12 protein-coding genes are annotated in these 11,166 nt (G+C 70.1%); 4 read left to right on the forward strand and 8 right to left on the reverse strand.

The features are described 5' to 3' along the window. Positions 1-3: 3 nt before the first annotated feature. From ACZ56L_RS20980 to ychF, 6 genes are all read right to left on the reverse strand, one after another. The gene (locus ACZ56L_RS20980) at positions 4-594 is read right to left on the reverse strand and encodes a malonic semialdehyde reductase (protein WP_345228646.1); all 591 of its coding nucleotides are present in this window, start codon (positions 592-594) and stop codon (positions 4-6) included. A gap of 117 nt (positions 595-711) precedes the next feature. Further along, complete coding sequence (locus ACZ56L_RS20985; RefSeq protein ID WP_471065546.1) at positions 712-1,587, reverse strand: hypothetical protein; 876 nt, start codon at positions 1,585-1,587, stop codon at positions 712-714. Between the two features lie 100 nt (positions 1,588-1,687). Further along, positions 1,688-2,977, reverse strand: a complete 1,290-nt coding sequence (locus tag ACZ56L_RS20990) for a hypothetical protein (protein ID WP_471065548.1) — start codon at positions 2,975-2,977, stop codon at positions 1,688-1,690. A 494-nt stretch (positions 2,978-3,471) separates the two neighbouring features. Beyond that, the gene (locus ACZ56L_RS20995) at positions 3,472-3,726 is read right to left on the reverse strand and encodes a Txe/YoeB family addiction module toxin (protein WP_471065550.1); all 255 of its coding nucleotides are present in this window, start codon (positions 3,724-3,726) and stop codon (positions 3,472-3,474) included. Further along, on the reverse strand, positions 3,723-4,001 hold the full coding sequence (locus ACZ56L_RS21000) for a type II toxin-antitoxin system Phd/YefM family antitoxin (RefSeq protein ID WP_471065552.1): 279 nt from the start codon (positions 3,999-4,001) through the stop codon (positions 3,723-3,725). Before ACZ56L_RS21000 ends, ACZ56L_RS20995 begins: the two co-directional genes overlap by 4 nt. Positions 4,002-4,162: 161 nt before the next feature. After that, complete coding sequence (gene ychF, locus ACZ56L_RS21005) at positions 4,163-5,251, reverse strand: redox-regulated ATPase YchF (RefSeq protein ID WP_345228628.1); 1,089 nt, start codon at positions 5,249-5,251, stop codon at positions 4,163-4,165. A gap of 218 nt (positions 5,252-5,469) precedes the next feature. On the opposite strand from ychF, the gene ACZ56L_RS21010 reads away from it, so the two are divergent. Further along, positions 5,470-6,102 carry a DUF6542 domain-containing protein gene (locus ACZ56L_RS21010; RefSeq protein WP_401756313.1) on the forward strand — a complete coding sequence of 211 codons (633 nt, stop codon included), beginning with the start codon at positions 5,470-5,472 and terminating at the stop codon, positions 6,100-6,102. A gap of 141 nt (positions 6,103-6,243) precedes the next feature. Here ACZ56L_RS21010 and ppgK read toward each other — a convergent pair whose 3' ends face one another. Together ppgK and ACZ56L_RS21020 are read right to left on the reverse strand one after the other, a co-directional pair. Continuing rightward, positions 6,244-6,981 carry a polyphosphate--glucose phosphotransferase gene (gene ppgK, locus ACZ56L_RS21015; protein WP_345228627.1) on the reverse strand — a complete coding sequence of 246 codons (738 nt, stop codon included), beginning with the start codon at positions 6,979-6,981 and terminating at the stop codon, positions 6,244-6,246. A gap of 57 nt (positions 6,982-7,038) precedes the next feature. Then, positions 7,039-8,019: a 4-hydroxy-3-methylbut-2-enyl diphosphate reductase gene (locus tag ACZ56L_RS21020; RefSeq protein ID WP_380837217.1), complete on the reverse strand. Its 981-nt coding sequence runs from the start codon at positions 8,017-8,019 to the stop codon at positions 7,039-7,041. A gap of 89 nt (positions 8,020-8,108) precedes the next feature. On the opposite strand from ACZ56L_RS21020, the gene ACZ56L_RS21025 reads away from it, so the two are divergent. The 3 genes from ACZ56L_RS21025 (at position 8,109) to ACZ56L_RS21035 (ending at position 11,065) form a co-directional block, all read left to right on the forward strand. Continuing rightward, complete coding sequence (locus tag ACZ56L_RS21025; protein ID WP_471065555.1) at positions 8,109-9,527, forward strand: APC family permease; 1,419 nt, start codon at positions 8,109-8,111, stop codon at positions 9,525-9,527. 9 nt (positions 9,528-9,536) lie between these two features. Next, on the forward strand, positions 9,537-10,742 hold the full coding sequence (gene xseA, locus ACZ56L_RS21030; protein WP_468686199.1) for an exodeoxyribonuclease VII large subunit: 1,206 nt from the start codon (positions 9,537-9,539) through the stop codon (positions 10,740-10,742). Between the two features lie 74 nt (positions 10,743-10,816). After that, on the forward strand, positions 10,817-11,065 hold the full coding sequence (locus ACZ56L_RS21035; protein WP_471065558.1) for an exodeoxyribonuclease VII small subunit: 249 nt from the start codon (positions 10,817-10,819) through the stop codon (positions 11,063-11,065). Positions 11,066-11,166 lie beyond the last annotated feature (101 nt).

Here is an 11,166-nt window from a genome sequence, read left to right on the forward strand (position 1 = left end):
GGCTCAGACGGTCGTGATGACCTCGTCCTGCGCCAGTCGCGGGGAGCGCGGGAACCAGGCGTCCTCGCCCGGCTTGCCGATGTTGACGACCATCAGCGGGGTGTGGTCGTCGTCCAGGAACTCCTTCTGGACGGCGGCGAAGTCGAAGCCCGTCATGGGACCGGCGGCCAGCCCGGCGGCGCGCACGCCGACGATGAAGTAACCGGCCTGGAGGGTGGCGTTGACCAGCGCGGCCTGCTCGCGGACCGGACGCTCGGCGAAGAAGACGTCCTTGGCCTGCGGGAAGTGCGGGAGCAGCGCCGGGAGCTCGTGGTGGAACTCGTTGTCGGCGGACAGGATCGCGACCAGCGGCGCGGTGCGGGTCTTGGCCTGGTTGCCCTCGGCCATCAGACCGACGAGACGCTCACGGGCCTCCTCGGAACGGACCAGCGTGATGCGCAGCGGCGACTGGTTGAACGCGGTCGGGCCGTACTTGACCAGGTCGTAGATCGCCGCGACCTGCTCCTCGGTCACCGGCTCGTCGGAGAAGGTGTTGGCGGTGCGGGCCTCACGGAAGAGGAGGTCCTGGGCGGCGGGGTCAAGAACGAGGGACATGCGTCGTGCCTTCCAAACGTGCGGAGGATCAAGCGATGCGGCCACCGTAGAACAGGTTTAGGTTAAGTTTCAACTAAAGCGCCGCGATCGTGGCAGGGCTCACACTCGCGCCTCTCCTCAACCCTCCGGACAGGTCGGAAACCCTTTGTCCTGCTTCCACGCGGCGTACTGCCGGCCCGTCTGCCGGTACCAGGTGTGCCGGTACGGGGCCTCGGAAGCGCAAACGAGTGAGGGGAAGTAGACATTCCTGTAATCGGCCGTCCTCTTCAGCTCCGCGGTGAGCTCGAAGAGCTTGCCGTCGGGGCCGCTGAGCACCGTCTCGGCCGTGCCGCCGCCCACTTCGTAGTGCACGCGGTGCCGCCGGCGGCAGTGCCCCTTGTGGGCCGTCGCGACGATGAGGAACGCCTCGCTCTCGTTCTGGTTCAGCGTGATGTGCTTGGCACCGGGTCCGGTGAAGAAAGGCTCCGGCGGCCCCTTGCGGTCCTTGCCGGTCGCCTTGAGCAGCGGAAGCGGGGCGTCCACCTCCAGTTGCAACGGAATGACCTCGGTGGCTCCTTGCGACAGGACTTCCACCAGGCTGCCGCCGAGCGGTGCCGCGCATACCCCGCCCTCCACCTCGGGAGCGATGTCGGTGATCCGCACCTGTTGGGCGGCCCGTTCCTGCGGCGTGACCATCCACTGTGCCTCGCCGACGTCGACGACCCGCCGGTCCCGCCGCCACCCACCGGACTTTGCCGGCGCCCCGCGCGGATCGCCGGTGCCCTCGGCGACCAGGTACCGGCCGGTGGTCTTGACGTCCTTGACCTGCACCACGTCGATGGCACCCTGTGGCGAGAGCCGGTCGGGCACCCGGCCGAGCGGCAGGGCCGTCTTCACGGACGCGGTCGGAACGTCCTGGAAGGTCACCCCCGCTACGGTCGGCACGATGCCGGTGAGCCGGACGGCCGGGCTCCGCACATACCGCAGCCGCCCCGGAGCCTCCTCCGCGTCCACGGTCCGGCTCCCGCCGCCGCGGCGCACGCCGGCCCGGGTGAGCGCACCGGACCTGCGGCGGGGGAGCCGCTCGGAAGCCCCTCTTCGCGTACGAACCCGATCACCCGACACGCCCGACCTGCCCCTCTCCCGCTTCTCGCTCCCCGCCGCCCGCCGCGACGCCACCGGCCGTGACGCTCTCAGCTGTGACGCCCTTGGACGCGCTGGCATCGACGCCCGTGACCGCCGTCATCCGAACCTCCTGACGTCGTACGGCCAGCCAGACCCCTCCCAGGCAGGCGAGCCCGACGGCCCATCCCCAGGCCGCGCCGAACCGCACCGCGTCCTCCAGGGCCAGCTCGGCGGAGCTCGCCATCCCGTTCAACGACCGCCCCGGGGCGAACCCCCGGACCAGGGGCCCGCCGTCGACACCCGCGGCGACCACCGCCGCGAGGATCGTCGCGTACCACCCCCGCATGACCACTCGCAGCCCCTGCGCCCACCGCAACGGCACCCCGCAGGACACGCCCCTGGCCACCGTGTGCCACAAGGCCACCGTCAACACCGCCAGGAACACCAGGCAGATCACCAGTGTCGCCAGCCATCCCGCGGGCCACTCCCCGGGAAGGGGCCGAAGCCGCATCGCCGGATAGAGCACCCCGCTCCACGCCTCGATCGGCCCCGGCGGGACGTACGAGTCCCACAGCTTCGGATCGAAGGTGAGTGAGGAGGACTGCGTGAGGTCGTGCACGGCCGTATGCCGCAGAACCGGCCCGCCCGCCACGGCCAACAACACCGCCGGGATCAACCCGGCACAGACCAGATCCCACCGCTCCCGCCTCCCGCGGAACCACGCCGCACCCCCCTCCGCTGCTTTCTCCGATCCCACATACGGCTGCAACGGTCCCCATGCCCTGCATCGCCACACCACCCACCACAGACCGACCGGCAGCCACACCGTGCACAACGCGAACTGTGCCGCGGTGCCGGACACTCCCTCTGTCTGCCCATGGAAGCGCCACTCCCCGTACGTCCACAGAACCGAACTGCCCTGCGGCTCCAGCGCAGGCCTGAGCAATACCGCCACCCCCGCCGCGAGCAGCTCGGCGCCGACCACCCCCAGCACGGCCCGCACCCGGGGTCGTAACTCGGCCGCCCCCCTCAACACCCCATAAACCAGAAGCGCGTTCACCACCACGAACACCAGCTGAGGCAGCCACGTCGCGGCGACCGTGTAGTAGCGGACCACGAACCCGTTGAACGACAACCCCGCCACCCGGAGCTCCGGAACGGCCTGCCACGGCACGGTCGCCCCGATCGCCCACCGGCTCAACTCATCGAAAAACCCGAGCACGAGCGCCTGACTCCACGCCCCGAACCCGGCAACCACCATTGCCAGCCGGCGATTCACGCCCGGACCCCCCGAGTCCCCCCGCCCCAACACGTCCCGCCAGTCTCTACGACACCCCCGGCCGTTCCCACCCCTTCACGGGAATACGCAGAACGGCGCGCCCCACTCCACCGAACGGGCCGCACCGTTCAGGCGCACAGGGACGCACCTTCTGCACGTTGAACCGAACTGGCTGCTTCCCCTGCTGGTCATGCAGGACTCGGAGGTCCGGGTCACGCGATCATCTGGTGCAAGACGGCCGGACGGCTCGTATCCCCCGTGGTTCCGTTGCCGGGGCTGGACGTTCTCGTAACCCTCGGACTGTCCATGTGCGGAGAGGGCCACCGGCTGACTCGCAGGTTCCGCCCTGAGTGGAGGGGCCAGCTCCACGGCTGTCCCACGCATCCGGACGGCACGGCGATCACAGAATTCGCCCACGCACTCGCCGCCACCTCTGCTGCCCTGATCGCAAGCGTCGATCCCCATGCCGAATGGTGCTTGGGACAGCGCAGCACTCAGTAGTGGTAGCGAGCTGCCAGGATCACGATCTCCTTGTCCGTGACCAAGTAGACGAGACGATGCTCGTCGTCGATCCGCCTCGACCACACCCCGGGCAAGTGGTATTTGAGCGGCTCGGGCTTGCCGATTCCCGTGAAGGGGTCACGCTTGGCGTCTTCGATGAGCTTGTTGATCCGAGCGAGCATCTTGCGGTCGTTCTTGAGCCAGGACGTGTAGTCCTCCCAGCCTTGGTCCTCGAAGACAAGCCTCACGCAGCACCCTTTGCAGGGTCCGCGTCCGGATCAATCAGCTCACGTTCCGACACGTTGATGTTGCCCAGGGCGTTCTCGTACGCCTTGAGGAGCCGCCGTGCGTTCGCCGGCGAACGGAGCAGGTACGAGCCTTCGCGCAGCGCCGCGTAGTCCTCGGCCGAGACGAGGACGGCATTGCCGTGCTTGGAGACGATCTCGATGGCTTCGTGATCTTCGTTAACCTTCTTGATCAACGGAAAGAGCCCCTTGCGGGCTTCGCTCGCGGTTATTGACATGACCTGACCCTTTCCATTGAGTGGTACCTAATAACGTACCACTCTCGACGTCCTTCAGTGGACCAGGTGGCTATTGGGGAGTCATGCTTCCCAGCACGGAAAACACCAAGGGGCCGACTCCCGGAAGAGCCGACCCCATCTGTCTTGCGGTGATGCTGTGATCACACGTTGAAGCGGAACTCCACCACGTCCCCGTCCTGCATGACGTACTCCTTGCCCTCCATGCGGGCCTTGCCCTTCGCGCGGGCCTCGGCGACGGAGCCGGTTTCGACCAGGTCGGCGAAGGAGATGATCTCGGCCTTGATGAAGCCCTTCTGGAAGTCGGTGTGGATCACACCGGCCGCCTCGGGGGCCGTGGCGCCCTGGGGGATCGTCCAGGCGCGGGTCTCCTTGGGGCCTGCCGTGAGGTAGGTCTGGAGGCCCAGGGTGGCGAAGCCGACGCGGCCCAGGGTGGCCAGGCCGGGTTCTTCCTGGCCCATGGACTGGAGGAGTTCCAGGGCCTCGTCGTCGTCGAGTTCGATGAGCTCGGACTCGATCTTGGCGTTCAGGAAGATGGCCTCGGCCGGGGCGACCAGGGCGCGCTGCTCGTTCTTGAAGTCCTCGTCGACCAGCTCGTCCTCGTCCACGTTGAAGACGTAGAGGAAGGGCTTGGTGGTGAGCAGGTGCAGCTCGTGGAGGAGGTCGCCCTGCTCGGTGCCCTTGGTGATGCCCGCGGAGAAGAGGGTCTCGCCGGCTTCGAGGATCGCCTTGGCCTTCTCGGTGGCGGCGAGGACGGCCACCTTCTCCTTCTGGAGGCGGGACTCCTTGGTCAGGCGCGGGATCGCCTTCTCGACGGACTGGAGGTCGGCGAGGATCAGCTCGGTGTTGATCGTCTCGATGTCGTCCTTGGGGGACACCTTGCCGTCGACGTGGACGACGTTCTCGTCCTTGAAGGCGCGGATGACCTGGCAGATCGCGTCGGACTCGCGGATGTTCGCGAGGAACTTGTTGCCGAGGCCCTCTCCCTCCGACGCGCCGCGGACGATGCCCGCGATGTCGACGAAGTCGACCGTGGCGGGGAGGATCTTCTGGGAGTTGAAGATGCCGGCGAGGACCGCCAGGCGGGGGTCCGGGACGCCGACCACGCCGACGTTCGGCTCGATGGTGGCGAACGGGTAGTTGGCCGCCAGCACGTCGTTCTTGGTCAGGGCGTTGAACAGGGTCGACTTGCCGACATTCGGCAGACCGACGATTCCGATCGTGAGCGACACGTTGGCGACTTCCCGTAGCGGAGAGAGGAGAGCTGGTTGCGGCCCGGGGCGGGCCGACCGATCCACCAGTTTACGGGCGGGCGGGTGGGGGTGTCGTACGGGGAGGAGAGGGGGAGCGGGTGGTCGTGGTGTGTGGATGCGTCGAACGCAGTGCCAAGGTCGGCCAAAAGGCGTGTCCCAGCCCGCGATCCGCCAGTCCGGCGACCTACGTTGGTGCGGTGGAGCATCCCAGGACCCGACCCCGCCCCTCGCCGCGCAAGCCGCACGTCGCCGCGCGGGGAGTCACAGCCGAGACCTCGGCCGTCTACCGGAGTGCCGGGGGAGGAAGGACCGCGCGGCCCGTCGCGCCCGTGGTCCTCGCGCTGCGCCGGCTGCCCCAGCCCCGGCTGACGGGGCTCGGCGGCGGGCTCTTCGCCATGGCCGTCATGGTGGTGCTGGGGTGTCTGGACCAGTTGCTGTTCGACGGGTCGCCGATCGTCTACGGGGTGCTGTTCCTGCCGGTCAGCATGCTGACCGCGCTCTGGGTGCGGCCCGCCGACCTGGTGACCGCGCCGATCAGCGTGCCGATCGCCTTCGCCTGCGGGCTGGTGCCCATCGCGGGCGGGTCGGACGGGCTGGGGAGCCGGCTGATGGCCGTCGTCACCGCGCTGGCCGTCCACGCCGGATGGCTGTACGGGGGGACCCTGATCGCCGGTCTGATCGCGAGTGTCCGCAAGGTGCGGCGGATGGCGAGCAGGCAGGCGGAGCGGGCCGCAGCCGCCGCGCCGCACGCCGCCGTCGCCCCCGCCGCCGTACGACCGCAGGCCCCGGGGCGGACGGGCGGCGTACGACGGCAGCGTCCGCCGAAGTAGCAGCGGGCGAGGGCCGTGCCGCCCCAGGGTGCGAGGCGGCAGGTGCCGTGAGCGGTCCCGGCGGGGTGCGGCAGCGGGTCCCGCGGGCAGGGGGGAGCGATCCCGTACCGCCTCCGTGTCCCGTCCGTCCGCGCGGGGCGCTCAGCGCTTGGCGGCGGCCATGGCGGCTCCGACGATTCCCGCGTTGTTCTGGAGCTGGGCCGGGACGATCTCCGCGCGGATGCCCTCGATCAGCGGGAGGAACTTCTCGGCCTTGCGGCTGACGCCGCCGCCGATGATGAAGAGGGACGGGGAGAAGAGCATCTCGACGTGGGCGAGGTACTTCGTGACGCGCTTCGCCCAGTGCTCCCAGCTCAGGTCCTCGTCCTCCTTGGCCTTGGTCGAGGCGTGCTTCTCGGCGTCGTGGCCGTTCAGCTCCAGGTGGCCCAGTTCGGTGTTGGGGACCAGCCTGCCGTCGAGGAAGAGGGCACTGCCGATGCCCGTGCCGAAGGTGAGCAGTATGACCGTGCCCTTGCGGTCGGCGCCCGCGCCGAAGGTCATCTCGGCGACGCCCGCCGCGTCCGCGTCGTTCAGCACCGTCACCGGCATGCCGAGGCGCTCGCCGAGCACCTGCTGGGCGTTCAGGTCCACCCAGCCCTTGTCGACGTTGGCGGCCGTGCGGGTGACGCCGTCCGTGACGACGCCGGGGAAGGTGATGCCGACCGGGCCCGACCAGCCGAAGTTGTCGACGACCTCCTTGACGCCGTCGATCACGCTGTCCGGCGTCGCCGGGTGCGGGGTCAGCACCTTGTGCCGCGGCTGGGCGAGGTCGCCCCGCTGCAGGTCCACAGGAGCGCCCTTGATGCCCGAACCGCCGATGTCCACTCCGAACACGTTCATGGACACCACCGTACGACGCACCGATGACAGCGGTGCGCCGTACCTCCTGGAAAAGTCCTACCTGCTGCCCAGCGCGGCGGCCTCCGCGCGCAGGTCGCGGCGGAGTTCCTTCGGGAGCGAGAAGGTGATCGACTCGTCGGCCGTCTTCACCGTCTCGACGTCCGCGTAGCCGCGCTCGGCCAGCCACTCCAGCACGCCGTCGACCAGCACGTCCGGCACGGAGGCGCCCGAGGTCAGGCCGACCGTGCCGACGCCCTCCAGCCAGGCCTCGTCGATCTCGGAGGCGAAGTCCACCAGGTGCGCGGCGGGGGCGCCGGCGTCCAGGGCGACCTCGACCATGCGGATGGAGTTCGAGGAGTTCTTCGAGCCCACGACGATCACCAGCTCGGCGTCCTCGGCCAGCTTCTTCACCGCGATCTGACGGTTCTGCGTGGCGTAGCAGATGTCGTCGCTGGGCGGCGAGAGCAGGTTCGGGAACTTGCTCTTCAGGGCGTCGACCGTCTCCATCGTCTCGTCGACGGAGAGCGTGGTCTGGGAGAGCCAGACGACCTTCGACTCGTCGCGCACGGTGACGTTCGCGACGTCCTCCGGGCCGTCGACCAGCGTGATGTGGTCGGGGGCCTCGCCGGAGGTGCCGATGACCTCCTCGTGGCCCTCGTGGCCGATCAGGAGGATGTCGTAGTCGTCCTTGGCGTACCGGACCGCCTCCTTGTGGACCTTGGTGACCAGCGGGCAGGTCGCGTCGATCGTCGCGAGCTTCCGCTCGGCGGCCTCGGCGTGGACGGTCGGGGCCACACCGTGCGCGGAGAACATCACGATGGAGCCCTCCGGGACCTCCGCCGTCTGCTCGACGAAGATCGCGCCCTTCTTCTCCAGGGTCTGCACGACGTACTTGTTGTGGACGATCTCGTGCCGGACGTAGATCGGCGCGCCGTACTGCTCCAGGGCCTTCTCGACGGCGATGACGGCGCGGTCCACGCCCGCGCAGTAGCCACGGGGGGCGGCAAGCAGGACACGGCGCGGGGAGGAGGAAGTCATGCCTCCCATCGTAAGGCCGTGCCCAGGAGGCCAAAGATCGCGTCCGGGGCAACACTGGGAGAGTTGACCGAAGCGCGTACGGAGGAGCGATGGTGGGGAGTCCTGGTGGGGCCACGGAGGCCACGGGTGCGGCAGGGACCGGCTCGGCGGGCCTGAAGAGGAGCCTCGGCTTCCGGGATCTGGTCGTGTACGGGCTGCTGTTCATCGCGCCCATGGCCCCGGTCGGCGTCTTCGGCACCCTCGACGCCAAGTCGCACGGCTCGGTGGCGCTCGTCTACCTCGTCGCCACGGTGGCCATGGGATTCACCGCGTTCAGTTACGCGCAGATGGTGCGGGTCGTGCCGCGCGCGGGTTCCGTCTTCGCGTACGCCCGGTCCGCCCTGGGGGAGGGGCCGGGATTCGTCGCCGGGTGGATGGCGATGCTGGACTACCTGCTGATCCCGGCGGTGGCGTACCTGTTCTCCGGTATCGCCCTGCACGCGCTGGTGCCCTCGGTGTCGCAGTGGGTGTGGACGGCGCTGGCCGTCGTGGTGACGACCGCCCTCAACATGTGGGGCGTGCGCGCCGCCGCCCGGGTCGGGTTCGCGGTGCTGGCGCTGGAGATCGCCGTGCTGGCGGTGTTCGTGGTGGCCGCCGTGGTGGTGCTCGTACGGGACGGGGCGCAGCGGGACTGGCTGTCGCCGCTCACCGGCGACGGGTCGATGGGCGGGTTCTCGCTCGCGGCGGTGCTGGGCGCGGTGTCGGTGGCCGTGCTGTCGTACCTGGGCTTCGACGCGATCGCCTCCTTCGCGGAGGAGGTCACCGGGGGTTCCGCGAAGGTGGCCAGGGCGGTGCTGCTGTGCCTGGCGATGGTGGGTGTGCTCTTCGTCGTGCAGACGTATCTGGTGGCACTCCTGTCACCGGTGCAGGCGGCGGACCTGGCGGCCGATCCGTCGAAGCAGGGAACCGCTTTCTACGACGCCGTGGACGGCTCGGTCGGGCAGTGGCTGCACGACCTGGTCGCGGTGAGCAAGGCGATCGGGGCGGCCTTCGCGGCGCTCGCCGGGCAGGCGGCGGCGGGACGGCTGCTGTTCGCGATGGCGCGGGCCCGGCGGCTGCCGGGGCTGCTGGCCCGGGTGGACGGGAAGTCCGGGGTGCCGAGGGTGGCATTGGGGCTCGCCGCCGTGGTGACGCTGGTGGCGGCCGTGTGGGCGGCCTCGCGGGGCGACGGCATGGACCACCTGGTGTCGGTGGTCGACATCGGCGCGCTGACGGCCTTCGTGCTGCTGCACGCGTCGGTGGTGGGCTGGTTCGCGGTACGGAGGATGGGCGGCCCGCCGGTCTGGTGGAAGCACGTGGTGGTACCGGTGCTGGGCGCGGTCATCGCGGTGGCGGTGATCGTGGAGGCCAGCCGGACGGCGCAGGTGGTGGGCGTGGTGTGGCTGGTGGTGGGCCTGGTGGTGCTGTTCGCCCAGCGGGGGCGGCGGGCGGGGGCCGGCGCGGGGGTCGATGTCGGTCGGTCCGGCTAGCCTCGCTGTATGGCTCTGAATACGTCAGCGGACGCGCCTCTGCCGGTCGGGCAGGTCTCCCGGTTGATCGGGGGGTGGATCGACCGGCTCGGCAGCGTGTGGGTCGAGGGGCAGATCACGCAGTTGTCGCGGCGGCCGGGGGCGGGGGTCGTCTTCCTGACGCTGCGCGATCCGTCGAACGACATCTCGGTGGCGGTGACCTGTTACCGGCAGGTTTTCGACGCGGTGGCCGACGTGGTGTCGGAGGGGGCGCGGGTCGTCGTCCACGCCAAGCCGGAGTGGTACGCGCCGCGCGGGCAGCTCTCGCTGCGGGCGAGTGAGATCAAGCCGGTGGGGATCGGGGAACTGCTGGCGCGGCTGGAGCAGTTGAAGAGGTCGCTGGCGGCGGAGGGGCTGTTCGCGCTGGACAGGAAGCGGAGCCTCCCCTTTCTGCCGCAGTTGGTCGGGCTGGTGACCGGCCGCGCGAGCGCCGCCGAGCGGGACGTGCTGGAGAACGCGCGGCGGCGGTGGCCGGCGGTGCGCTTCGAGGTGCGCAACGTCGCCGTGCAGGGGGTGCACGCGGTGCCGCAGGTGGTGCGGGCTGTGCAGGAGCTGGACGCGCTGCCGGACGTGGACGTGATCATCGTGGCGCGGGGCGGGGGGAGTGTGGAGGACCTGCTGCCGTTCTCCGACGAGTCGCTGGTGCGGGCGGTCGGGCAGGCGCGGACCCCGGTCGTCTCCGCCATCGGGCATGAACCGGACTCGCCGTTGCTGGACCTGGTGGCGGATGTGCGGGCGTCGACGCCGACGGACGCGGCGAAGAAGGTCGTGCCCGACGTGGGGGAGGAGCTCGACCGGGTGCAGGGGCTGCGGGACCGGGCGCTGCGAACCGTGCGGGGGCTGCTCGACCGGGAGGAGCGGGGGCTGGCGCACGCGCTGGCCCGGCCGGTGATGGAGCGGCCGCAGCGGATGGTCGAGGACCGCGAGGACGAGGTCGACGCGCTGGTGGCGCGCAGCCGCAGGACGCTGCGGCACCTGCTGGACCGCGCGGACTCCGAGCTGTCGCACACCCGGGCGCGCGTGGTGGCGCTGTCGCCTGCGGCGACGCTGGAGCGGGGGTACGCGGTGCTGCAGCGGGGGGACGGGGCGGTGGTGCGGTCGGCGGAGGAGGTGACGGCCGGGGACGTGCTGCGGGCGCGGGTCGCGGAGGGGGAGTTCGGGGTGCGGGTGGAGTGAGTTCGGAGGGTGGGTTCGTGGGCGGGTCTGTTGTTGAGTCGGAGTTGTCGGAGCTCGTGCATAGGGTGGAACGCATGGCCAATACGGATGAAGCCGCAGTGTCGGGTGCGTCGGGTTCTTCGAGTGCGTCGGGTGCCGAGGTCGGTTATGAGCAGGCGCGGGACGAGCTGATCGACGTCGTACGGCGGCTGGAGGCCGGGGGGACGTCGCTTGAGGAGTCGCTGGCGTTGTGGGAGCGGGGGGAGGAGCTGGCGAAGGTGTGCAGGGGGTGGTTGGAGGGGGCGCGGAAGAGGCTGGATGCGGCGTTGGAGGCGGAGGGCTGAGGTGGTGGGGGCGGGCTCCGCCTGATCCGGTGGGTGTTTCTGTCCCCCTCCGGAGCGCGTTCCGCCCTCTGCCTCGCCCCTCCTTCTCCTCCTGATCCCGC

Source organism: Streptomyces sp. NPDC039736 (assembly GCF_055596485.1).